Origin of the sequence: Silvimonas sp., assembly GCF_031291215.1 — a bacterium.
Taxonomy (GTDB): Bacteria; Pseudomonadota; Gammaproteobacteria; order Burkholderiales; family Chitinibacteraceae; genus Silvimonas; species Silvimonas soli.
In genome coordinates this window covers 110,839-132,702 of record NZ_JARLJK010000117.1, presented here as the reverse complement: position 1 = coordinate 132,702, position 21,864 = coordinate 110,839, and the positions used below count along the sequence as shown (strand labels likewise).

Below are 21,864 nucleotides of genomic sequence, written 5' to 3'. Positions count from 1 at the left end.
GTTATCGCGTGAGTGCAGCCAGCACGCGGATGTAGGGCTGGGGCTCGGTGGTCATGGTGTCTTCCACCCACTGGCGGTATTCGTCGAACACCTGGTGGATCTGTTTGCTGCGCTGTTCTCGTTTGGACTTGCGCACACCTTCGAGCAAGTTTTCCAGGCGCAATTCTAGTTGCTGCTCCTGCTTGCCTTGCAATACTTTGAGCTCGGCTAGCGTGCCGGAGAGGCGGGCTTTCATGTCCACATCGAAGGCACTCTGCTGCGCGACCATGTGCTGGCGCATCGCGTCGACGGCTTCGGGCAGTGCGGCTTGTAGGGCGGAGGTATCGAAGGCATCGCCTTTGTTGGGCAGCGTGTCGGCTTTGAGTTTGGTGCGTTCTATGAAGCTGTCGTAAGACTCAAGCGTCATGCTGCCGCCATTCTTGCGGGTGGCGACTTGCCAATCGACCAGCAGGGGCTGGCCCTTGCGGTTGGGTACGAGGCCCATGAGGATGAAGGCTTGCTCGCCGAGCTCCATGAAAGGGTTGCGCAGCGCCGGGGCGCGGTGGCGACCGAACTGGGTGAGTACGCGGTCGACGAGCCAGTCCATGATCGGGTGCTGCGGCCACAGGTAGTGCACGCGCGGCCAGGTGTCTTCTTCCGCCCGTGCCTGGCGGGCGGTTTCGATGGCTTCGGCGACGCGATCCTTGTTGGCGCAGAGGATGTAGCGGTCGTTGGCGTCGATGACTTCGCGCGGGAGTTGGCGCAGGCGTTCTTGCAGGTCTTGGGGCGCGGTGAGGGTGATTAGCTGTTCTTCGTCATCGGGCGCCCACTGCGCAAATTCCTGCTCTTTGGAGAGCACCTGGAAGGCGGTCTTGGCGAAGTGATAATCGCCGGGAAAAAGGCTTGCCGGTGCGTGGATGTGGTCAAGGCTGTTGGTGGGCTTCGCCTGCGGGGCGGCCTCATCGTCACTCCCTCCTCCACCGAATAGCTGAAGGAGCCAATCGCCTTCGTTGTCTTCCTCTTCCGTAACGGCGGCATCGAGTCTGGTTTCGACCTGAGCGGGGGAGAGGCCAGTGGCCATGAAGTCGCCGACCTTGTCGGCTTCCTTCTCAGGGTCGAAGACGTTGAGGAAGGATGCCGGGTCACCGAGGTTCTTGTTGGCTTGCTCGTCTTTGGTTTGCAGGATTTCAAGGATGCGCAGGTCGCCCTTGATTTTCTCGACCGAGGTTTCGGTGAAGAGATAGACGATCTGCGGCTTGTGCTTCTGGCCGTAGCGGTCGACTCGGCCGTTTCGTTGCTGGAAGACCATGAGCGACCAGGGCAGATCGAAGTGCACGAGGCGGTGGCAGAAATAATGCAGGTTCAGGCCCTCGGAGGCAACGTCCGAACAGAGCAGGACGCGCAACGGGTCATCCAGCCTGCCAAAGCGCTCGACCAGATCCTGCTGCTCGGTGTCGGACATACCGCCGTGCATGAGGGCGAGCTGTTTGTCTTTGAGGCCGAGGTCCTGGCTGAACTGTTGGTGCAGCCAGTTCAGGGTTTCGATGCGCTCGGAGAAGATGACGAGGCGGTCGTCAGCCGTGTTGGTCCGCCAGTTGGCAGCCGGGCTGCGCAGATGGGCGAGCAGGCGCTGGTACTTGCTGAAGCTCGCGGCGTCGATCTGGCGCAGGGCGGCAGCAAAGTCCTGCAAGGCTTCGACTTCGTTGGTTTCGTCTATCGTTGCGTCGGCCTTACCGCGAAGAATGCAGATGCGCTTTTCGGTGGAGTCGAGCGCGGCAGCCGGACTGGAGAACATACCTTTCTGCATGCCGACACGCTGCAACTCGGCAGGCTTGCCGGGGTTGTACTTCCCTTTCTGGGTGAAGGGGATGGCGAGCAAGGCGCGATAGGCAGCTTCTTCCTGCGGGCTGGCCGGGTGACGTAGCTGGAGGGTGTCTCGCTCCTGAAAATCGGCGCTGACTTGGTCCTTGATGTCCTTCTTGAAACGGCGGACGACGAGACCTTTGTTTTTGAAGTCGTCCGGCGTGTAGTCCTCGGGGTCGCTGATGGCGGTGGGGTCGAGCAGGCTCATCAGGGAGGCGAAGCTGCGGGCCGAGCCATCGTGCGGCGTGGCAGAGAGCAGGATCATGGTGTCGGAGCGGCCGGACAACAATCGGGCGAGTCGGGCGCGGCGCGAGAGGCCGGTCTCAGAGGCACGGGCAGCGACATTGTGACATTCGTCGATGACGATGATGTCCCACCACGCATTGCCGAGATAGTTGCGGTATTCGAGATTGTTCTTGAGCGTGTCCATCGAGATGATGGAACGGTCGAAGTAGTTGAAGGGGTTGTGGTTGGCAGGGATGCGATTGCGTACGCGCGCAAGGCCGACGGAGTCAAGGCGCACCAAGGGGATGGTAAAGCGGCTCCACCACTCCTTCTGGAACTGGGTAAGCATGCTTTTCTGGGTGACGACCAGAATTCGCTTGCCGCGCCCGCGCTGGATGAGCTCTGTGGCGAGGATGCCGGCTTCGAGCGTTTTGCCAAGACCTACGGCGTCGGCAATCAAAATGCGGCTACGTGGCTGGCGCAAGGCTTGCACGGCGGGATCTAGCTGGTAAGGCACGAGGTTCATCACGCCGCGATGGCCGAGATGAATGGACTCGTCATTGGCGGTGCTGCGGCGACGCTGGCTTTCGAGATAAAGGAGTGCCGCGCTGTGCTTGTTGCTGACATCAGGGATCAGTGCGGTCCGGGCGGGATCGAGAATCGCGATCTCGTCCTCCAGCTCGGTGAGGAACAAGGCTTCCTGTCCGCGCACAAGTTCGGAGATTCCGTCGCAACTGAGCAGGTGGCCACCATCGGAGGAGGGGTCAACGCGGCGGACAAGCCATTCTTCGTCCCGGATGACGACGCGCATGCCGGGGGCAAGCTGATGATTCATTCGTAAGCCCGATTGGTGCAGTACATGCCAAAATACAAGTGTACCAGCGGTGCTTGGGAATACTGCTGTAGGAAACTCACGTCCGGAAGAATAAAATTCCCATTGGAATCACATGTGAATTTGGTGTAGTTTGCATGCCGCAAAAAACTCATCAAGTAACGTCGAGTCAGATAGAAGTGTGTACCGATGACCTGCTCAATATTCAACGCTCGCCGACGGTAATGCCCTTCGCGCTTTGCCCAGCGCCCGCAACTCGCGGGCCAGTTCACGGAGCGCCTGACGATGGCGGCCCTTGTCTGCATTGCGGGCGGCAATGGCTTTACCGTTAGCGCTGCGCGGCCCCGTGCTTTTTTCCCACGGGCGCCATTGCTTGATCATCTCTGCCTGCCTGGCCTTGCGTTCGGGTGTCCAGCCGTTGCCCATGGTTAGTCTCCAATAGTTCGTTCTGCGGATTTTTCTTTTTTCTCGTGCGCGCGGGCGCGGCGACAGCACCGTTGTTAACCTGCACCTGATTGCCGATGTTTGCCTGCTGCACAAACGCGACATGCCGTGGCGCCTTGATTTCGGCGAGCGTTTGCAATGTTGCCCTAGCCTGGCTTTGTGCTTTCAATGCAAGACGCATGCGCACTTCCAGTGCCCCCAGATCTCCTGCATTCATGGCATCTCTGACCAGCCCTGTGAATAGCCCGTCCAGAGTGTGTGCCTGCACAAGCAGCATGCTTTCCGCACGGGTCATGTCTCCGCGAAGGAGGGCGGCATTCTGTTGCTGAAGCTCTGAAATCAACGCTTCAGCGGGCACACCACCCGCGAACTTGCCCAAAGTCATTGCAAAAGCATTGACGCACTCCGGGGATAGGATCACACGGGCTTGCGCTTGCTCGGTGGTTTCGCCGTCGCGTGGGGCAAAGGGGTTCTTGGTGGTCATGATTTGTTTCCTGTCATATAGGGGCCAGCTTGGGATTCAGATCTACCAGCGACCGATGCCAACTCGTAATCTGAAATCCGCGGCTCGTTACTTTGATCGTTTGGTTTCCTGAAGCAATAGAGGAGTAAGCCTAACTACTTGTACCCGCGTCTCCTGCTAGCCGTATTGCCGTAGTCTTCGCCACACGTAGCCCATTTCGCTTGGAATGCTTGTGTTCTTTGGTCTTGAGCTAAACCCTTGTCCGGAACCTTTGCTTGGCAATTGCCCGGCGCGTGTCCGGAAATTGTCCGAGGGAAGTCCGGCATAAATGCAGCGCGCACAACATGCGCGGATATCGACAGGGGCTTGAGAGTACCGGCGTCCATGCGGTTGTACTGCAGTTTTGCGGTAAACAAGATGCCTTTCAGATTTCCCATATAGTCGTGGAATGACGAAAGACGCTTGGGCTCGGCAAGCCCGGTTGATTTCCAGAATTGGTAGAAGTGACTACGTTTGCCTATACGGAAATGTCCTTTCGGCAACGGAGTTCCCTTTTTTGCTGCTTTGGTAGTCCGGCTGCGGGTGAGCTCCGCATTGAAAATGACGTAGGCCTTTGCGCAAGTTAGGAGTGACTGAAACTGCAGGGTGACCCCACCCGCTTTATGTTTGCCATAACTGCCCGTTGTGTAATCACAATACTCGTAAGCAACCGCCGTGCCGAGGGCGGCCAGAATTTCCTGGACAAGGCAAGGAGCATTCTTGCTCAGCCATTCCCGAGGGACTGGTTTGCCACTGGCGGCGTGGATGATGATCTGCCCCTGCTCAATGCAAATTTCATCTCCACGGCCTAGAAGCCGAGAGGCGAGTGATTCCATGGAATGCCCCTTCTAGCTTTTGTAGTTAGGCAGGCAGAGCGGGAATTGCGAAACGCTGTAGCGTTGGGGCGCCAGTTTCCGCACAAGTGCAGCCTGAGCATGAGTTCGCCCACGATCAAGGAAATTTCGAGTTCCCTCGATAGTGATGATTGCGGCGAACACTCGGTGTCTGCGATTCGTGGAGGGCGGCATAACTACCCCTCAGCGTTCAGACGAGCTTCGATCCATGCATCAATCAAATCTGGATCCCAGCCAACCGCCCGTGGCCCAAGTTTTCGGCACTTTGGGAACGAGCCGTCTTTCATCATTTGGTAGATGCTTGAGCGCCGGTAACCGGTGCGTTCCATGACGCTTGGTAGGCGTTCAATGTAGCGGGAGGGTTTGTTCGTGCTGGAGGACATAACCGTGCTTCCTTGGCGCTTTTTGCGCGTAGTTGGACGGTTATGGTTTTAATGCCTATTGATTGATGTCTCTAACCCACGATGAAGGCCATTTATGATGGGAGTTGATGCGGGAGTAGGCGTTCATACAGAAATTCATTGGGGCAGCTGGTAAATACGCCCTTGTATTTTGCGTAGGCACGTTCGACCGCTTTTCCTCCCTCGCCGTCTCGGAATAACAGATTTGCAGCATCTCCGATCGCCTCTTGCCAGCGTTTGCCTCGTCTCATCAACAATACAACACAGGCGGCCGCAGTTTGATCACGAGCCGTCGTGTCGGTGCGTGAATGTTCGCCTTGGCCTATTTCCAGCCCAAACGCGACATTTGCATTTTTTTTTGCGAGTACCTGTGGAAATACATGTTGCATCCACATGCAAAGCAGGTCCTTTTCGTCTGGCAGGAGTTCATCGGCCTGCATTCGGTCATGAAAATGCTGAATCACTTTTAGGGCGATGTCCGGGTTATGGTCAACCTTGAGGAACTCGATCAGGGTTAGTAGCTCTTTGGGTGTCATGCCCGTTGCCTCGTTTGGAAGGTTACGAGATTACTGCTATCTAAAATTGCCTCAATGCGCTGACCAAGCAGGTGCCAGGCCTCACGTTTTTCTTTGGCGTAGTCATGATGCAAGTAGTGTCGACGCACCTTGCTGCCGCCCAACAGGTGATTCTGGCAGCGATCAATGATCTCCAAGGTAATGCCCAGCGCCTGCATCATCGTTGCGCCAGTACGGCGCAAGTCGTGAGGTGTCCACGCTCCATTTGCGCCCTTGTGCAGTACGAGCGTGTTGTCATGCCGCCGATGTGAGAGCGGTTTGGTGCGGTTTTTGAACATCTCTTGGCGGTCGCCGATGCGTTTGGAAATGGTTTTGACGCAAACGTGGTTCTCGCCATTGCTTGCCGGAAACAGGTAAGGCGTTACACCTGAAATGGCACGCAGTTCTTTGAACTGGCGCAAAGCAAAGGGCGATAGAAAAACATGATGCTCTTGGCGTTTTCCCCGGTGACCTTTGGTGTTCTCTGCAGGGATGAACCATTCGCCGCTTTCCAGATCGACGTGACGCCACTCTGCTTTTAGCAGTTCACCAATGCGGCAAAGGGTACCGAGGCAAATCCAAAGAGCTAGCTGAGCAGTGCGGTCCAGGGGACGGGTGCCTGAATATTTTTTCCCAACTGGAAGAGCAGCATAGTCGAGTTCCATCCGCTCAAAAATTTCAGATAGTTCCCTTAGCTCACCAGCAGACAAAACCCGATCGCGTTCTTCCTGATAGTTGGGATCAATCAGCTTTTCGACGTCCACCAAGTCTGCCGGATTGCCATCCGCCATTAGGCTGCGCCAGGGTTTGCGCTTTTCTCCCCAAGCCAACATCTGGTTCAGATCGGCAAATAGACTCACGACATATCGATTGACTCCACGCTGTCGTACAACTCGCAGCATGCTGAGGAGATCGCGCTCGTTAAGAGTACGAAGGGCGATGTCACCGATAGTGGGAATTACATCTTTGTTGAATCGCCGGGTAATTTCAGCGTTGCCGTCCTGGCGGGCCACACCATCTGCCAGCCACGCGCCAAACAAGTCACTCACCGTGAGATTTTCAGCAGTTTTGCGTTTGGCTTCTGCGATGGTCGCTTCGATGGCGGTTTGGGCTTCAATCCTGGCAGCCTTCTTCTCATCGCTCGGATTAATACCTTCGGCAACTTTCTGGCGGGCTCGATCACGTTCGGCACGAATATCAGCTATCCCGGCATCCGGGTAACTACCGCATTGATGCCATGCCACTTTTCCAAGCCAGCGAAATGCGTACTTGAATCGAATGCTGATCGATCCATCGGCTTTTATTCTTACTTCGCCGGAGAGACCTCCGCCATCGCTAACCGTATCGCCCTTCCATTCAGAGGGGATCACCGCCAGTTCCCGGGCAGTCCATTTCTGACCTTTTCCTGCTTTTGGATATCGGGTCATATCGTTCTCAGGGGTAAACAAAGGGGTAAACAGAAACTCTGGAACATGGCGAGCACTGTTGGACGTGTCTGGACGATATTTTAACGATAAAACCCTTGTTTATCTAGGGGTTGCGTGTGTTTTTAACGGGCATTAGTGTCCATTGCGGTTCATATTTTAATAGCATGGGGTGCAAGGGGTAGCGAGTTCGAATCCCGCCATTCCGACCAATAAAAACAAGGGCTTACAGACTTCGGTTTGTAGGCCCTTGTTGCGTTTGGGCTTAAAACCTCTCCACGTACATACATACGTACAGACCGCGGTTTATTATTAGCGTTTTGACGGATGAGCTTTTCCGTTTTGTCCGCAGCGGCTAGGGATTTAGCATGGAAGTCTTCCACTCTAAAACGCAAGCGGAAGGACTCAATCGAGCTTTCTAGGCGCTTGAGCAAATTGGTCGTCATCAACGCCTGCAGGCTCTTTTCGCGGTCGGCTTGTTTGAGCTTGGCCGAGCAAGCCCGCATCGACAAGGAGATTGATGCCATCCAGAAGGGGCAGATGCGCGTGCTGCCCCAAACAACGGCGCTCGAGCGCACGCGGGAGATCATCACGCTGGCCGACGATCTGGCCGGTGATTTCCGCCGTGTCCGCGATCAGTTCGACCAGCTCAATCGCGATCTTCGTGAACGCATCATGGACAACGATGGCAATCGAGGAGATGTGCTGGATTCGCTGTTCGCCGGAATCGATCTGATTTCAGAGAGCGACGCCGGAAGGACTTTCTCTGCTTTCTGGCGCTTGCTTACGGACCCAGAACAGGCGGCCACGTTTGATCAGGCACTTGATAGCGTTATGTCGCGGGAGTTCGTGGGGCAGCTCGAGGCCAAGGAGCGACGATTCCTTCTGCGGCTAACGCGCACCCTTCTTGAGCAGGGCGGCATGGTTCACGAGGTGCTCCAGACCTTCGCGCGCAGCCTGAAGCACTTCGTCCAGAGTCGTGAATACCTTGAGCAACGTCGACTCAATCACCTGCTGAAAGACGCCCAGCGCGCAGCACTGGCCCTGAAGGATGAAGTCAGGGCCACTGACACCCTCCAGTACACGCTGGAACTCACGAGCAGTCGGTTGCGCTCCTTGTCTCAATGGGTGCTGCACGACCCATCCTTGCAAGCATTGCCTGGGCAGATGGCAGAAGGAGACGCGCCGCCCATCGATCTAGAGTCTGTGAGCGAACTGGTCGCACAGTCCGAGATCGACTTCCGAACACTGAAGGCCAACGTGCTGGCTGTCCTGGAGCAACGCTCCCAGGCATCCATTGCCGACGTGCTGGAGCAGTTCCCCGCTGCACAGGGGCTGGGCAGCGTCGTCGGCCTGCTGGCGTTGGGCAGTCGGCATGGGTTCAAAGCCGACCACAGTGAAACCGTAGGCTGGGTTGGAGGCGAACGACTCAATTAAGTAAAAGCAAAAGACCAAAATGTATCTGCGGATCGAATCGTTTCGCCCTATTCACATACCTCTTGGCCCTTGAGTGGAACGTTGCTTTTGTTCTTGGGTGACGTGCCACCATTCGCACCAATAGCTGACGGGCTAGCAAGTCAGCGGAGTAACTGCATTAGTGGAATGAATTTGCAAACGGCACATACTTCGGATGACACCATGGACTTTTTTCACGTCAAATCGCTACACAATCCCGGCTTTCGCTTGCCCAAACTGCATCTGGACGAAGGGCTACTACCCCGCGCCGCCACGTTGGCAATGCTGCTTATTTATTTGTTTGCGGGAACAGTTTTCTATCTGACCTTTGTTTTGCTTTCGGCCTTGCACGCGTGGTAATTAGCAGCACTAGCCGCACGGCCGGTTTGCTGACGCATACCCAGGCCGTAAATGCGCATCAACTCGGAAAGCGTAGATGCATTTTCCGTTTCATCGAGCTAAATCACTTAGTAGCACCACACAACATACGAGATCAGCCTTCTGGTTAACGAGTCAGATAACAATAGTTTTCCAGACCCCTTTCTCTCACCAGCATCGGTCAGGCCCGACGGTGAAAAATGGCATCACCTACCTGACAAGGTGATCGCATCCTTTACACGCTCCAACATTCGGCCAGCAAGGCGCGATTGGCCGCCTGATGTCTGTTCCGCCGCACCCATATAGTCTGTCATGAAGGAATCCCCATGCCCGCGTTTACTCCGATACAAAGACGTTGCAAAAACCAGCGAGAACTACCGTGCTCAAGGGTCTGAAACGACTGCTGCTCGGGGGTATTGCCTCTATGAGCACGGCGCAGTTGCGTCAACAGAAGCAACTGACCAAGGCTTTGCTCGGCGGGGGAAAACGACGAAAATCCCGTAAAAGCAGCCCGTCCAGCCTGACGGCTAAACCACTCCGAAACAAAGGAAAGTCCGCTGCATCGACAAGCCAGGCTACAGCTTCGCTTGCCGGTCAATGGATTACCTCCTGGTATAACGCCTCCATCGATCATCAGTGTCTGCCATACCAAAGGCTGGGTTATAAGCTGTATCTTCCCAAGCATCATAGAGGCGGTCCATTGCTGGTCATGTTGCATGGCTGCGGACAGACCGCGAACGATTTTGCACTGGGCACACGCATGAACGCGCTCGCTGAGAAAAAGGGCTTTGCTGTGCTCTATCCGCAGCAGTCTTTGCGACGTCACTCGCAACGCTGCTGGCCATGGTATGAAAGAAACGTGCAGGAAGGCGGCGGCGAAGTGCCTTTGATCATGGGCGCCATCGGCACGATTCTAACGCAGTACAGCCTGGATCCCTCGCGCGTCTATGTGGCGGGGATTTCGGCAGGTGCTGCGATGGCTCATATATTGGCTTTGCACTACCCGGAACAAATTGCCGCCGTAGGGCTGCATTCCGGCCCCGTCTATGGTGCAGGCAATGGCAAATTAACGGCGTTGATGGTGATGCAGGGTGGTTCAGTCGCTGGCGGCAATGGTGCAATGGCGGAAGCATTGGTACGTTTTGGGGAGACTTTGCGAATGCCTGCGATTTTGCTCCACGGACATGCCGACAAGATGGTGCGCCCAATCAACCAACAACAGTTGGTGCAGCAGTTCATGGCACTGAACCAATTACAAAATGCAGATGTCCGCCCGAGCGTGCTCAAGCGAAGCGGCCGTGGCCGCAAAGCGCACAGTTATCAAATCGATGATTACGTAGTGCGACGCAAGCTACTTCTTCGGGTATGCCGCGTCAGCGAACTAGGTCATGCCTGGAGTGGGGGTGACGGCACTATCAAATACCATGCCGGGAACGGTCCGGACGCAAGCAAATTGATGTGGGACTTCTTTGCCCGGCATCGTCGGACGCCCCTGCGTCGATAATTTACCTGATATCTGGTTGCTCATATCCGCATCCAGAAAACCGGCGAGCCGGACATCCTGCAGACCAGCGACGGCAGGTTGACCCTGTCCGTGCCGATCCAGATCAAACGCCGCAACGGCCGCAAGTTAGTCACCTTGCCAAACGGCGAGACCGCGCCGGTCAGGCCATGGGACGTGGTACCGACCACCATCCAACTGGCGCTGGCCAGAGGGCACCGCTGGCTAGCGATGCTGGAATCAGGAGAAGCGAAGTCCTTGAGGGAAATAGCCGCGCGGGAGGGAATCGACAACAGCTATGTGAGCCGCATGGTCAACCTGACCACGCTGGCACCCGACATCGTGGCAGCCATTCTGGATGACGCCTTGCCGAACCATGTCACGCTGTTTGACCTGGCGGTGGACCCGCCTGCGCTGTGGGATGAGCAGCGCGATCGAGTCGGTCTTCAGCTTTGAAAATCAACCCGCGTCTGCAGGCGACCACGGACCACCGGCCTGCCAGCGCGCTGAAAACACCGCGTTGGCATTGGCCGCCTTGATGACAGGCAGCATGAAGTCGACCAATGCTTCAATGATGTCATTCAGCGCCAGCGCTTCCAGTCGATTCTTTCTCAGGAATGCCTGCCACTGCATCTGTTTCTGCGCATCTTGTGCAAACGCATCGGTGAGACCCAATGGGGCATCACCAGTCAGCGCGGTCTTTCGACGATCGAAGGTGGCCTGAACGGCTTGGCGAAGCGTGTCACCATTGAAGTCGGTGTGCTGCGCCAGTATCCACAGATCGAAATAGTCCTTCATGCGACTGTTGGCGATGCCAAGGGATGAGAGCGCCTCGAATTTTTCGGCCACCACGGTGTAGCGTGGATAGACCCGCAGCTTGGGAGCGGCGAATTCCGACAGCATGACGGGGTATTCGACATCCTCCGGGCCAGGCGTCACGGCGTCGCCGAAGCCGATATCGATCTGGATCTGGCAGCGCGCGCCATCAATCACACCGAGCAACATCACGCGCACACCAGCGTAGTTCGCCTCCTTACGAATCTCAGCGGCGTGCACGGTGTCGGGTTGAAACGTTACTCCGTCATGCGTTTCGATCGTGCAGATTTCTCTGAAGACTGCTTCGATGTGCGGCAGCTCTGCCGAGCCGAATCCCAGGAAATCAGCGTCTCTGGTTGGGCGATGAGGGATGTCGAACCACAGGTCAAAAAGCAGTGCACCTTTCAGAAGAAATTGATCGGCGTGCTGGGAGATGCTGATCCGATACAGCAGTCGTTCAATCGCATAGCGAGTGAGAACCAAGTTGAAATCCTGCTTGGTCTCGCGGGCGCGGTTGAGTAGGCGCGCCCGTACTGATGCCGCCACGTTTCGTTCGTTCATGACAGGCTTTCCATGTAGGGGCGCATCACATTGGCCACGCGGCACAACGTGGCATAGCGCCAGAGTTCATCCATGCTCACGCGCTTGGCACGCCACGCCTCCTGCAGCGCTTCCATCGCCACATCGAGACCGATCTTATTGCGAAACTTGAAGCAGTCGGCCACGGTGCGGGCGACGTTGGTCACGCGAACGGTCACGCCATCAATCTGGTGATCTTCGACACCGTCGGTCAGCGCCGCGCCCGAGAAACGCACAATGCGCAGCGGCGGGTATTCCATCTTCGGCGCACGAGCTTTGTTGGGAACGGCAAGCCAGACCTCGAACGGTGACTGCGTGGTGAGGTCGTGCACCCGCAGTGCTGACAGCAGGCAGACGATGGTTTGCGGGTGTTTGCGTGCCACCTCGGCCAGCGTACCATGCTCGGATACGCTGCGATCGGGACGGGCATACAGACCGCGACCCACGCGGGTGAGCAGGCCTTGTCGAACCAGCCGTGTGAGGGCAACACTGGGCAGCCCCAGCGCATCAAGATCGCGCGGGCGTATGAGGCCGCGCTGGGCGGCGAGATCCAGAATGGTTTGATGCGAAGTTTCCATGCCTCCATGATGTTGTATTACGTCGGTAGTTGTCAATATATACCGACAAAACACAACACAAGCGGTTTCCTTTGCTACCCGATGCTGCAATCCAACCACTTGATTCGTCCGCGCGTAACCCATTGATCTGTAATGGAGGATGTCGTGAACTTTGCGGACTTCGGGCCTATTTCGGAGAGCGGGGTCGGAGCGAGGAATGGCCACGAGAGAGTGGAATGTGGCCCGGAACGGCCAATTCGGGTGGCTGGCGAAGTCCGCAGGCGTTCGCAGGAACCCGCGCGAGTACGCGGGAACTGGCGCGTTCAGGCAAGAAAAAACCCCAACCGAGAACGGTTGGGGTTTCAATATTGGTGGTGGGGTGGAACCCTGCGCCAAACCTCAGTAACTCAGCGCCTTACAACCGCTTCTAACTCCTGCGGAAAGGTGCGGAATCCAGCCCTTGATGCCCGCTATCCTACCCGCCGCAGACTGTGCCGACTATTGCCGAGGCGCTGGCCAAGGCCAATATCAGCTGGAAGTGGTATACCGGAGGGCGCGATGCGGCTGATGTGACGACGGAAAGCGCGTTGCTGGTGATTTCCCAACTGATGGCTCAGGGAATGACGCAGACGCAGGCCCAGACCTATCTGGCGTCTAACCCGGGTCTGCTTGCCCAGGCCGCGCCGGCGGCAATGGCAGCCCAGTACAACGTGATCGGTGACCCGCTGGTAGCCTCCACCAACATCATGACTAACGCCAGCCTCAAGGCGAACCTGGTCAACCTGACCACGTTCGACCGTGATGTGGCCAATAACACCCTGCCAGCGGTGTCCTACGTGGTGCCCAAGAATCTGGCCAGTGCGCACCCGGGCTATTCGGCTCCGGCTGACCTTGAGGTATATCTGAAACACATCGTTGATGAAGTCCAGGCCAACAAGGCGTTGTGGGGCACCACAGCCATCCTCATTACCACTGACGAAGGCGGTGGTCACTTCGATACCGGCCCGATCCAGAACCTGGACTTCTTTGGCGATGGCCCGCGTATCCCGATGATCGTGGTGTCTCCATATGCCCGTAGCGGCAAGGTGGACCACACCTACTACGATCACGCCTCGGTGCTGAAATTTATCGAACGCAACTGGAAGCTGGCACCACTCTCAAACCGCAGTCGCGACCGTCTGCCCAACCCGGTACAGCTGCAAAAAGCCTATCTGCCCACCAACAAGACGGCAGTGGGTGACCTGATGGCCATGTTCAACTTCTGATCCATACCATGCCCCTGAAAACCTTTGCACCCGCCGCACTCGCGGCGGGTTTTCTGTTGTTCTCGCTGAACGTGCTCAGCGCTGTTCCCACCCCCACACCCAAGTCATCTGTCTGGGTGCGTTATCCGACTGCACCGGACAAACTCAGCCCCGCTGCCGCACTGGGCAAACTGATCTTCTTTGATGCCACGCTGTCGGGCTCCGGCCAGATGTCGTGTGCAACCTGCCACAGCCCTGATCACGCCTACGGCCCATCCAATGGCCTTGCCGTACAACTGGGCGGGGTCGACATGAAACACGCCGGCGCGCGCTCTGTGCCATCACTGCGCTACCTGACCTTCACGCCGCTGTTCACCCGCCACTACTACGTGCCAGCCTCGGAAGACAGTGACGACGAAGGCCCGACCGGCGGCTTTATGCGGGATGGCTCCATGGCCTCCCTGCGCGAGCAGATGGCCATGCCCATGCTGAACCCCAACGAAATGGCCAATGCCAGCCGCGAAGCGGTGGTTGCCAAGCTGCATCGCTCACCTTACTCCGCTGCATTTGCGCGGCTGTACGGTGCCAACGTATGGGCTGATCCTGCCAAAGCCTTTGTTCACGCGGGTGAAGCCCTGGAGGCCTTCGAAACCGAAGACCCAAGCTTTCATCCGTTTACCAGCAAGTTCGACGCCGTCATGTCGGACCACGCCACGTTTAGCGCGGCCGAGTTGCGCGGCTTAAAGGCATTCAGCGACCCGGACAAGGGTAACTGCGCCCAATGCCACGTGGCATCGCCAGGGCCCGGCGGACGGCCCGCCGCCTTTACCGATTATTCCTTCGTCGCGCTGGGCCTGCCTCGCAATCAGGAAATCCCAGCCAATCGCGACCCTGAATATTTTGATATGGGACTATGCGGCCCTATGCGCAGCGATATGGCCAAGGAAACGCAGTACTGCGGCATGTTCAAAACGCCAACACTGCGCAATTCGGCGGGCCGGGGTGTGTTCTTCCACAATGGCGTATTTCATAAGCTTGAAGACGCTGTGCGCTTTTACAGCGAGCGCGATAGCAATGCGCAAAAGTGGTTTGCACGCCAGTCCAATGGTAAAGTCGACAAGTTCAACGATCTACCCAAGGCCTACCGGATCAACGTTGACTACGTTGACCCGCCATTCACGCATAGCCCCAGGAAACCGGTGCTACGTGATGCGGAAATCCGGGACATCGTGGTTTTCCTGAAAACGCTGGACGACGGGTTCTCCTCCGTGCCGGGTGGGCCGGCACGCAAGTAGGGGCGATGAAGAGATACCGGAGTAGCAACAGGCCGATGGCAGAGACTGCAGCGTAGACCTGCGCGGACACGTGGTTAGGGGACTTGTTATATTGACATTCGACATAGCCAACACCCTTAACCGGGGACCACTGAGGTTGTAACAGACCAGTACCACCTTCAGATCTGAGACCACCCCCGTCGACCGGAAGCTCGGCGCCGGTGGTGAAGGTCGCGTCGAATGCAAGGAAGATGACGGCCTTGGCGATTTCCTCCGACTTCCCCAAGCTCTTCATCGGGATCATCTCGACCATCTTCTCCCTAATCGCGGCGACCTCGTCTTTACCGGTAAACACCTTGCCAACGATCGGCGTGTCGATGGGGCCAGGCGACACCGCGTTAATGCGAATCTCGCGAGGAAGCATTTCGGCGGCGAGCGTCCTGGCGAATGATCGCAGTGCAGCCTTGGCAGCTGCGTAAGCGGCGTGGCCGGGCATCCCCTTGATGTTGGCAAACGAGGTTGTGAAGACGACAGAGCCTCCCCGGTTCATTAACGGCGCAAGCTTCTGCACCGCGAAAAGCGGCCCCGGTCATGCTATCGAAGGGCGCTCGGATGCTGAACCCGGTGCTCACGGAGAGCAAGTCGAAGGTGCCGAACTCGGCCTTCACCCGAAAAGCGAGGGTATTGATGTCCGTCAAAAACCGCGCGCACCCCCACCCAGAAGCATCTTGGCCGTTGCAAGCCCCATGCCGCTGGTACTGCCAATGATCACCGCCCGCTTCGCTTCGTACTGTTTCATCCGTATTCCCCTTGCGACGTCTGGGTCATCGTGCTGGTTACGATTTGAACTGTTTTGTACGTTAAAGGTTGCTATGGCTACAGTAGAGATTATTTTTAACTATTTAATTCAAATTAAAGCTGACTGCGCATGAACGGCCACGGAGCTCCGCAATCGCCTGGTGGTTCCGGTCACCGTGACTGGTTCGCAGCGACCGCCCCTGTTCAGGGGCGCTATGCATCAAGGATGCGGGCATGACCAGTTGATGCCAGAGACATTGACGACGGCCTGCCACGCGGCTTCCTGGTTAGCGCCATCGTGGAGGTGTGGGTGGCGCTGGGCCTCAATCGGGCCCGAGAACTTCCCTTGGGCTGAGGCGAAGAATTGCCCTGAAACGTCGGTTCCGAACTCCGACGCCTGGAGGTAGCGACGTGCGGCAGTCTCAGGAGTCTGGTTCATGCCTGGGATGAGGTTGGCGATTGGGATGAACAGATACTTCACCGCCAGGCCAGCTTGTCGCGAAACCTTGGTAGCGGTCGCCGCACCTGGCGAGACAGCGTACACGGCCATGCCGGAAGGTAGCCGGCGCGCCAACGCCGCGACCCACCAGGCGATAATGAGCTTCGCGTCGGCATAGGCATTGTTGGGCACATACTTCACGTTCGGCCCGTTGCGCAGCAGGGCCTCTATAGCCGCAGTCCGATCGCCCTTGTGGTATTTGGCAGCAAGTGCCTCCACGTCGGTGTAGCGGAACATGGGCACACCCCCTCGGGCAGGTTCCGCCCCGGTGATAACGATCCGCGCATTGGGGCTCAGCAGGTTGGCTTGGAGCAACCCGACAGTCAGTTGATGATGGCCAATCAGCGGGGCCTGCGACGCCTCGACGCCCGCCGCAGTGAGTACGCGCTTCTTACCTGGGACCATCCCGGCATTGAGCAGCAGGAAATCGATCTGTTGGCCTGACTTGACCAGTTCTGCGAGGGCGGATTGAACGCTGGTCGGTTCGTCCAGATCCAGCTCCAGGGGCGTGAAGACCTGGGTCTTGGTCTCCGCCGCGAGCTGAGCGGCTGTTTCCTGGACCCGACCCAGGCTGCGCCCGGTGACGATGACCTGACGGTAGCCCTGGGTGGCGAGCATGCTGGCTGCCGCATAACCGAGCCCGGAGGTGGTGCCGGTGACGAGTGCGATCGAATGTTCCATGGTTGTCTCCGTGGTGAAAGGTGACGGCCGCGTCGTGAAGCCCTGTGAGGCCAAGGCCACCTTGTTAATTTTGAATTGTTCAGTTATAAATTTACGCAATGGTGAATGTCAATGAGTTTTGAACCAAATGATTCAAAATATGATTAGGCCGCGGGGAAGACCGCGCAGCTTCGACGAGATGGGGGCGCTGGAAAAGGCGACTCAGGTGTTCTGGTCGAAAGGCTACGACGGAGTGACGATTGACGATCTCGTCGCCGGGATGGGTGTGGGACGGCCAAGCCTGTATTCCGTCTTTGGGGACAAGCGGGCGATATTCTTGCGCGTCCTTAAGGCGTATGCGGAGAAGAAGGGCGCTCGCGCTGCGAAGGCGCTTTTCTCACCACCGACGCTTCGCGATGCTCTCGCCAGCTTCCTGAGGCTTGCCGTAGAAACAGCGACAGAGGAAGGATCTGCCCCGGGATGTCTAATGGTGTGCGTCGCGCCGCTCGTGGACGATGCTGAGGTCCGGCAGTTCCTGCAGGACGCTGCGGCTGGCGGCGTGGCGCTTGTGGAACGCCGTTTTTGCGACGGGATCAGCGCGGGAGAAATCCCGTCCGACTTTCCGGTAGCGGTGCGTGCGATCCAGGTCGCGGATTTTGCTCGTGGCCTGACCATGCGTGCGCAGTTAGGCACGCCGCGCAAGACGCTCCTCAGAGATGCGGAGGAAGCGACTGACCTGGTGCTTTTGCCGCGCCGAGGAAATACCGCGCCAGAACATTGATGCTGGATGGCGCGAAAGTCGGTTCGCCTGCAATCCCCATCTCAGTTACCCTTTTCGGGGTTTTGGGCAAAACTAGCCAAGTTGTAGCAGTCCACCCTTGGCAGTGCGAACCCCGTTTTTGTGGCCTGACGTCAGTTCGGCTGGCTATTGGGACTGCAACTTACGTCCGAGGGCATCGCCGGTAACAGCTATATGGCATGGGCGCGTCTGACCAGCGTATGCGAATGCGGATTTCTGTTTCCCGGTGGTGTTCTATTTCATCGTCGGAGTCTGGTTTTGGCTTGATCTCCTCCCGCCTAACCGAGCGGCTAGAACTGGAGATTCCCGGCTTCAAGGTGTGCGAGCCGGAACTCGCCCGTTTCATTGCCCCGCAAGGCACCATTCCGCAGTTTGCCAAAACCGAACTGGGCGGTCTGCTCAAGCGCGAAGGCGACCAGTGGGTCCCCAATCCGCTCAATGCCCAGTCGGTCAAGTTCAATGTTGATTTCCTCAACGCCATCAACCTGCTGTCGCGCCTGTCCAGCCGCATGTATGCCGAAGGTAATGGCAAATACCGCTTCGACCTGATGGCCATGGGCAACCCCAGACTGACCGACAGCAAATTGACCATCGACGGCCAGACACTGGATTACTTCAACCAGAAGCAATACTGGGAACGCTTCAACTGGCCCGGCAATGACCCGGACAAGATGGGCGGCGGGCTCACCTGGAACCTGCTGCAGGGCGGTATGGCGCATGAACACAAATACACCGGCAGCTGGGGCTTCATCCGGTTGCTGGACGAGGCCAAGGTGGAGCAGGTGGACCGTGCGGACTGGCGCATCGACTGGACGCTGGATGACACCATCCACCTGCGCTTCGCCCTGCGTACGCTCAGTGGCGAAGGCCCGCTGGAACTGCTGCAGCTGCGCCACTTCAAGTTGCCGCAAAAAATCTTCATCACCGGGCGGGAGATGGCGGTCGTCACGGCAAAGACCGCCAGTGCGCCGGCGGCCAAACCCGGCAACCCCATCAAAGGGACAAAAAAATGACCCCCAGCGCGGGTGCCCTGGCACGGGCGCAACATCTTGCCACATTGCCGCAGGCGGTCCGGGACGCCATTGCCTCCTGGCCCGACTGGGCCTACGGCGTGACCACGCCAGAAGTGCGGGCAGCAACCGTGGCGGAGGCACTGGCCGCGCTGCAACGTATCGCGCAAGCCTGGGGCGGTGAGTGCCTGAGTCCGGCATATGTGGCCCAGAAACACAAACTGGCCTTCCGTTGTGCCAGCGGTCATGAATGGCAGACCATCGCCAACCGGCTGCGGACGGGATACTGGTGCCCCCACTGCACGCCGGACCGGCTCATCAAGGATTTTGCCGCGCTGCACGAACTGGCCCGGCGCCATGAGGTGGCGTGCGTATCCGACACCTATATCAACGGGACAACCCCGTTGACCTGGCGCTGTCGCCATGGACACGTCTGGCAGTCGTCGGGGGCGTACATGAAGCGGCATTTCAAAGGCTGTCCACAGTGTCTCAAGGCGAAGTACGCTGAAGATTACCTGGTCAGGCTGCGCGCCTACGCCGCCGAACGGGGTGGTCGTTGTCTTGCCACCGTCTTTGTGCACGCCACCGACAAAGTGCAATGGCAATGCGCCCACGGCCATACCTGGTTTGCGGTGCCGGCTCGTACGTGGTGCCCTGAATGCACCCGTCTGACCCGCATGGTGGTCAATCACCCGGTCGTCATTCCGGATGCACGGGCGAACGCCCGGTTTGAGGACGCCCGCCAGCTAGCCGCCCAGTCACGCGGGGTCGATGCCCGCGCCCTGGCGGAGCAGGCCAGGCTGGATGACGCGCAGGCTCTGGCTGCACAGCATGGCGGCACCTGTCTGTCGGTCAGTTATGTCGGGAGCAATGACCCGCTGCGCTGGCAATGCGCCCAGGGCCATGAATGGCAATCCAGCCTGCGCGCCCAGCGCCACCGCCTGCACTGGTGCGAAGCCTGCGCGAACGTCGCGGCAAAGCGGGAAGCCTTGGCGGACATGCATAGACGCGCAGCCCAACATGGCAGACGTTGGGATATCAGTCTCCAAAGCCCGCTGTCGATCCAAAATGGACTTGCTACGCGGCCATAGCCACCCCTTAACTAGGTGTCCATCAGACCAATCCACCTCCGATGCACCTGAGTGGGTTTCTCTTTATCCGAGCGCGCTATGGCTCGATATAGTGCAAGCTATGCTTTAGAACTCAAGCGGATTGCACTGGTGGGATATACCGGCCATCGCGCACATCTGCGCAATCGACCTGCAGCGCGGTCCTACTGTCGATATGCACATGCTCTGCGCTGGCGGCATCTTGAGTCAGAAACCCTTCAGACAAGACGAAGTTGCTGGTGTTGATGTCCCAGAAACGGATCCTGTAAACGGTAATAGCTTTCATGAAAACCTCCTAACGGAGAGTTAAGCGGATCTGCGATCTAGCGAGTCATTGCTTATAGGCGCGGCCCAAACTGCTGAACTTCACTTTGTACTTGTTCTTGCGACTGGCCCATGGCGCCGCTAGTTAACACGGGCAAGTCAAATTCCGGCTTATCCGTGCTACCTCACCACTGAGCTTATTCGCACCATCGCAGGCATTCAGTGCGCTGGCGAACAGACTAGTCCCACCTTCTGGCGCAATGTGACAACGAGGGAGCCCAAGGTCTTTCGCTCTGGAACCCTTGGGAGAACATCATGAATAAATTGACACTATTGGCCATGGCCGCTGCAGCGGGCGCGAGCTCACTGTTTGCCGCAACCGGCAGCCTGCTGTGGAGCATCAGCTTTCTGGCGGGAGTAGGCGCCATCGCTTTTTCGCGCGTCTGGTGGCTGGATCACGAACGTCGCCAATAATGCGTTGAACATCCACCCAATCGTTTTCCCGGGAGTTGATGCCATGTTGCCACTGCACGAAGCGGCTTTCTACGGCGATGCCGCAAGGGTGAAAACCTTGCTGGAACAAGGCGCAGATCCAAACGCAGCCAACGAGTTTGGTAATACGGCCCTGCATTACGCGGCTTATTGCGATCATGAGGACATTGAGAAGATGCTGGTTCTGGCCGGAGCCAGTACCACCTGCAAAGCGGGCGACGGCATTAGCGCGGCGCAAATGCATTATCCCAATGCGCTCAATCGCGGCGCCTGGTACGAGCAAATCCGACTGAAACAGCAAACGACAACTATGCCCGAGGTAAAGCCTGTGACCGGTTTGCCAGGTGCATCAATGCAAGTAGCGGATCACATCTGAGGCGGCTGCCGCAGTGCGGATTCAGGAGCAAGACAATGCGCTATCACGTTCAATACTGTAATAAACGCGGCGATCAAAAGTCATTTGAATACGATTTTGGCCCGGCACTCAGTCAGGAGCAGGTGGATTCCCTGATCCTGCAAGCCACCATAGAGAATGAATTCCCCAACCAGATTGCGCTGCGCCGGATTGCTGATCTGCCTAGCAATGCCAGCGCAGAAAAAAGCACCATCGGCCAGATTATGGCGTTGTTTTTTCTGAATGATATCGAATATGAAGCGCGTCAAGCACCACAACAAATCCGGCAAAAGCATATGTTCTGCTGGTGAAGGCGTGAAACTGATAGGGGGCCGCCAGACCTGTTGCTCGGCTCCCAAAAGAGGGGCCGCAACTTCGACCAACATGAGTCACACCGCCGGAAGTGGTTCCGCCATTGAGGTTTCCCATGCTTTCGCCTTGGCCAGTGCCAGATTGGCCTGCGCTTTGTCTGCCGTAGTGCCGTGAACCAGCAGCATATATTTATCTGCTTTGAGCGCCGTTTCATATTTGATGGCATGGTTGTGCGGCACGCCTACCTGCACCAGCGCAGCACCCAGTGCCGACATGCCACCGACGACGATTGCGCTATCGAGCGCACTGACGAGTACCGCTACCAACGGGCCAGCCATGGCCATCAGACCCAACCCCGGCAAGAAGAAGACTGCCGGTGCCAGCATCAGCCCCCAGATACCGCCCCAGAATGCGCCAATGCCGCCCCAGGCTTTCATGCGGTCGCCCACTGAATAAAACCCGACCGGGTGTTCTTCGGAGTGATAGCCCTTGCCCACGAGGGATAGTTTCTTGACGTCAAAACCAGCGCGGGCCAGATCCTGAATGGCGGCTTCTGCCTCAAGATGCGTATCAAAGACATAAACCGGAGATTGCGATGTATCAGGCGTCATGGCCTTGAATCTGGGAAAAGAGATCGTCGAGTCC

Annotated in this window: 24 protein-coding genes; 11 read left to right on the top strand and 13 right to left on the bottom strand. The window is 57.5% G+C overall.

Annotated elements, in window-relative coordinates:
* Position 1 precedes the first annotated feature (1 nt).
* The 6 genes from P4L78_RS12365 to P4L78_RS12340 all read right to left on the bottom strand — a co-directional run bounded on the left by P4L78_RS12365 (position 2) and on the right by P4L78_RS12340 (position 7,081).
* Positions 2-2,902 carry a helicase-related protein gene (locus P4L78_RS12365; protein ID WP_309328362.1) on the bottom strand — a complete coding sequence of 967 codons (2,901 nt, stop codon included), beginning with the start codon at positions 2,900-2,902 and terminating at the stop codon, positions 2-4.
* A 325-nt stretch (positions 2,903-3,227) separates the two neighbouring features.
* A complete protein-coding gene (locus tag P4L78_RS12360) occupies positions 3,228-3,827 on the bottom strand; it encodes a hypothetical protein (protein WP_309328361.1) in 600 nt (199 codons plus the stop codon).
* A gap of 134 nt (positions 3,828-3,961) precedes the next feature.
* Positions 3,962-4,681, bottom strand: coding sequence for a hypothetical protein (locus P4L78_RS12355; RefSeq protein WP_309328360.1), 720 nt, complete (start codon positions 4,679-4,681; stop codon positions 3,962-3,964).
* Positions 4,682-4,875: 194 nt separating this feature from the next.
* Complete coding sequence (locus P4L78_RS12350) at positions 4,876-5,082, bottom strand: AlpA family phage regulatory protein (RefSeq protein WP_309328359.1); 207 nt, start codon at positions 5,080-5,082, stop codon at positions 4,876-4,878.
* Between the two features lie 92 nt (positions 5,083-5,174).
* Positions 5,175-5,636: a hypothetical protein gene (locus P4L78_RS12345; protein WP_309328358.1), complete on the bottom strand. Its 462-nt coding sequence runs from the start codon at positions 5,634-5,636 to the stop codon at positions 5,175-5,177.
* Positions 5,633-7,081: a tyrosine-type recombinase/integrase gene (locus tag P4L78_RS12340; protein WP_309328357.1), complete on the bottom strand. Its 1,449-nt coding sequence runs from the start codon at positions 7,079-7,081 to the stop codon at positions 5,633-5,635. The genes P4L78_RS12345 and P4L78_RS12340 overlap by 4 nt, the downstream gene beginning before the upstream one ends.
* Positions 7,082-7,504: 423 nt before the next feature.
* Between P4L78_RS12340 and P4L78_RS12335 the strand changes: the two genes are divergently transcribed.
* From P4L78_RS12335 to P4L78_RS12320, 4 genes are all read left to right on the top strand, one after another.
* On the top strand, positions 7,505-8,515 hold the full coding sequence (locus tag P4L78_RS12335) for a DUF3375 domain-containing protein (RefSeq protein ID WP_309328356.1): 1,011 nt from the start codon (positions 7,505-7,507) through the stop codon (positions 8,513-8,515).
* Between the two features lie 165 nt (positions 8,516-8,680).
* A complete protein-coding gene (locus P4L78_RS12330) occupies positions 8,681-8,893 on the top strand; it encodes a hypothetical protein (RefSeq protein ID WP_309328354.1) in 213 nt (70 codons plus the stop codon).
* A gap of 397 nt (positions 8,894-9,290) precedes the next feature.
* A complete protein-coding gene (locus P4L78_RS12325; protein ID WP_309328353.1) occupies positions 9,291-10,415 on the top strand; it encodes a PHB depolymerase family esterase in 1,125 nt (374 codons plus the stop codon).
* 90 nt (positions 10,416-10,505) lie between these two features.
* Positions 10,506-10,868 carry a LacI family transcriptional regulator gene (locus P4L78_RS12320; protein WP_309328352.1) on the top strand — a complete coding sequence of 121 codons (363 nt, stop codon included), beginning with the start codon at positions 10,506-10,508 and terminating at the stop codon, positions 10,866-10,868.
* Positions 10,869-10,871: 3 nt separating this feature from the next.
* Here P4L78_RS12320 and P4L78_RS12315 read toward each other — a convergent pair whose 3' ends face one another.
* Positions 10,872-11,789: a nucleotidyl transferase AbiEii/AbiGii toxin family protein gene (locus tag P4L78_RS12315; protein WP_309328351.1), complete on the bottom strand. Its 918-nt coding sequence runs from the start codon at positions 11,787-11,789 to the stop codon at positions 10,872-10,874.
* The gene (locus P4L78_RS12310) at positions 11,786-12,385 is read right to left on the bottom strand and encodes an AbiEi antitoxin N-terminal domain-containing protein (RefSeq protein ID WP_309328350.1); all 600 of its coding nucleotides are present in this window, start codon (positions 12,383-12,385) and stop codon (positions 11,786-11,788) included. Before P4L78_RS12310 ends, P4L78_RS12315 begins: the two co-directional genes overlap by 4 nt.
* Before the next feature lie 470 nt (positions 12,386-12,855).
* Here P4L78_RS12310 and P4L78_RS12305 point away from each other — a divergent pair, with 470 nt between their 5' ends.
* Both P4L78_RS12305 and P4L78_RS12300 read left to right on the top strand, forming a co-directional pair.
* Positions 12,856-13,629 (top strand): alkaline phosphatase family protein, encoded by a 774-nt coding sequence (locus P4L78_RS12305; RefSeq protein ID WP_309328348.1) that lies wholly within the window; start codon positions 12,856-12,858, stop codon positions 13,627-13,629.
* 8 nt (positions 13,630-13,637) lie between these two features.
* Positions 13,638-14,903 (top strand): cytochrome c peroxidase, encoded by a 1,266-nt coding sequence (locus P4L78_RS12300; protein WP_309328347.1) that lies wholly within the window; start codon positions 13,638-13,640, stop codon positions 14,901-14,903.
* On the opposite strand, the gene P4L78_RS22945 is transcribed toward P4L78_RS12300, so the two are convergent.
* Both P4L78_RS22945 and P4L78_RS12290 read right to left on the bottom strand, forming a co-directional pair.
* Positions 14,785-15,432: an SDR family oxidoreductase gene (locus P4L78_RS22945; RefSeq protein ID WP_405051549.1), complete on the bottom strand. Its 648-nt coding sequence runs from the start codon at positions 15,430-15,432 to the stop codon at positions 14,785-14,787. The two genes, P4L78_RS12300 and P4L78_RS22945, sit on opposite strands and share 119 nt — an antisense overlap.
* A 468-nt stretch (positions 15,433-15,900) precedes the next feature.
* Positions 15,901-16,860 (bottom strand): SDR family NAD(P)-dependent oxidoreductase, encoded by a 960-nt coding sequence (locus P4L78_RS12290; protein WP_309328345.1) that lies wholly within the window; start codon positions 16,858-16,860, stop codon positions 15,901-15,903.
* A gap of 127 nt (positions 16,861-16,987) precedes the next feature.
* Between P4L78_RS12290 and P4L78_RS12285 the strand changes: the two genes are divergently transcribed.
* The 3 genes from P4L78_RS12285 (at position 16,988) to P4L78_RS12275 (ending at position 19,739) form a co-directional block, all read left to right on the top strand.
* Entirely contained in the window at positions 16,988-17,620 is a 633-nt protein-coding gene (locus tag P4L78_RS12285; RefSeq protein ID WP_309328344.1) for a TetR/AcrR family transcriptional regulator, read from the top strand.
* A gap of 281 nt (positions 17,621-17,901) precedes the next feature.
* On the top strand, positions 17,902-18,651 hold the full coding sequence (locus P4L78_RS12280; protein WP_309328343.1) for a type VI secretion IcmF C-terminal domain-containing protein: 750 nt from the start codon (positions 17,902-17,904) through the stop codon (positions 18,649-18,651).
* On the top strand, positions 18,648-19,739 hold the full coding sequence (locus tag P4L78_RS12275) for a hypothetical protein (RefSeq protein ID WP_309328341.1): 1,092 nt from the start codon (positions 18,648-18,650) through the stop codon (positions 19,737-19,739). The genes P4L78_RS12280 and P4L78_RS12275 overlap by 4 nt, the downstream gene beginning before the upstream one ends.
* A gap of 112 nt (positions 19,740-19,851) precedes the next feature.
* Here P4L78_RS12275 and P4L78_RS12270 read toward each other — a convergent pair whose 3' ends face one another.
* Positions 19,852-20,043 (bottom strand): hypothetical protein, encoded by a 192-nt coding sequence (locus P4L78_RS12270; RefSeq protein ID WP_309328339.1) that lies wholly within the window; start codon positions 20,041-20,043, stop codon positions 19,852-19,854.
* A 293-nt stretch (positions 20,044-20,336) separates the two neighbouring features.
* Between P4L78_RS12270 and P4L78_RS12265 the strand changes: the two genes are divergently transcribed.
* Complete coding sequence (locus tag P4L78_RS12265) at positions 20,337-20,495, top strand: hypothetical protein (protein ID WP_309328338.1); 159 nt, start codon at positions 20,337-20,339, stop codon at positions 20,493-20,495.
* Positions 20,496-20,538: 43 nt separating this feature from the next.
* On the top strand, positions 20,539-20,889 hold the full coding sequence (locus P4L78_RS12260; RefSeq protein ID WP_309328337.1) for an ankyrin repeat domain-containing protein: 351 nt from the start codon (positions 20,539-20,541) through the stop codon (positions 20,887-20,889).
* Positions 20,890-20,969: 80 nt separating this feature from the next.
* Here the strand turns inward: P4L78_RS12260 and P4L78_RS12255 are convergent, their stop codons facing one another.
* Together P4L78_RS12255 and P4L78_RS12250 are read right to left on the bottom strand one after the other, a co-directional pair.
* Positions 20,970-21,293 (bottom strand): hypothetical protein, encoded by a 324-nt coding sequence (locus P4L78_RS12255; protein WP_309328336.1) that lies wholly within the window; start codon positions 21,291-21,293, stop codon positions 20,970-20,972.
* 3 nt (positions 21,294-21,296) lie between these two features.
* Positions 21,297-21,830: a hypothetical protein gene (locus P4L78_RS12250; RefSeq protein ID WP_309328335.1), complete on the bottom strand. Its 534-nt coding sequence runs from the start codon at positions 21,828-21,830 to the stop codon at positions 21,297-21,299.
* Between the last annotated feature and the right edge of the window lie 34 nt (positions 21,831-21,864).

Coding starts and splice junctions, on each gene's coding strand:
- P4L78_RS12360 (WP_309328361.1), bottom strand. CDS start 3,827: ATGACCACCAAGAACCCCTTTGCCCCACGCGACGGCGAAACCACCGAG.
- P4L78_RS12270 (WP_309328339.1), bottom strand. CDS start 20,043: ATGAAAGCTATTACCGTTTACAGGATCCGTTTCTGGGACATCAACACC.
- P4L78_RS12345 (WP_309328358.1), bottom strand. CDS start 5,636: ATGACACCCAAAGAGCTACTAACCCTGATCGAGTTCCTCAAGGTTGAC.
- P4L78_RS12355 (WP_309328360.1), bottom strand. CDS start 4,681: ATGGAATCACTCGCCTCTCGGCTTCTAGGCCGTGGAGATGAAATTTGC.
- P4L78_RS12285 (WP_309328344.1), top strand. CDS start 16,988: ATGATTCAAAATATGATTAGGCCGCGGGGAAGACCGCGCAGCTTCGAC.
- P4L78_RS12255 (WP_309328336.1), bottom strand. CDS start 21,293: ATGTTGGTCGAAGTTGCGGCCCCTCTTTTGGGAGCCGAGCAACAGGTC.
- P4L78_RS12315 (WP_309328351.1), bottom strand. CDS start 11,789: ATGAACGAACGAAACGTGGCGGCATCAGTACGGGCGCGCCTACTCAAC.
- P4L78_RS12275 (WP_309328341.1), top strand. CDS start 18,648: ATGACCCCCAGCGCGGGTGCCCTGGCACGGGCGCAACATCTTGCCACA.
- P4L78_RS12350 (WP_309328359.1), bottom strand. CDS start 5,082: ATGTCCTCCAGCACGAACAAACCCTCCCGCTACATTGAACGCCTACCA.
- P4L78_RS12250 (WP_309328335.1), bottom strand. CDS start 21,830: ATGACGCCTGATACATCGCAATCTCCGGTTTATGTCTTTGATACGCAT.
- P4L78_RS12300 (WP_309328347.1), top strand. CDS start 13,638: ATGCCCCTGAAAACCTTTGCACCCGCCGCACTCGCGGCGGGTTTTCTG.
- P4L78_RS12330 (WP_309328354.1), top strand. CDS start 8,681: ATGAATTTGCAAACGGCACATACTTCGGATGACACCATGGACTTTTTT.
- P4L78_RS22945 (WP_405051549.1), bottom strand. CDS start 15,432: ATGAACCGGGGAGGCTCTGTCGTCTTCACAACCTCGTTTGCCAACATC.
- P4L78_RS12265 (WP_309328338.1), top strand. CDS start 20,337: ATGAATAAATTGACACTATTGGCCATGGCCGCTGCAGCGGGCGCGAGC.
- P4L78_RS12340 (WP_309328357.1), bottom strand. CDS start 7,081: ATGACCCGATATCCAAAAGCAGGAAAAGGTCAGAAATGGACTGCCCGG.
- P4L78_RS12260 (WP_309328337.1), top strand. CDS start 20,539: ATGTTGCCACTGCACGAAGCGGCTTTCTACGGCGATGCCGCAAGGGTG.
- P4L78_RS12365 (WP_309328362.1), bottom strand. CDS start 2,902: ATGAATCATCAGCTTGCCCCCGGCATGCGCGTCGTCATCCGGGACGAA.
- P4L78_RS12290 (WP_309328345.1), bottom strand. CDS start 16,860: ATGGAACATTCGATCGCACTCGTCACCGGCACCACCTCCGGGCTCGGT.
- P4L78_RS12310 (WP_309328350.1), bottom strand. CDS start 12,385: ATGGAAACTTCGCATCAAACCATTCTGGATCTCGCCGCCCAGCGCGGC.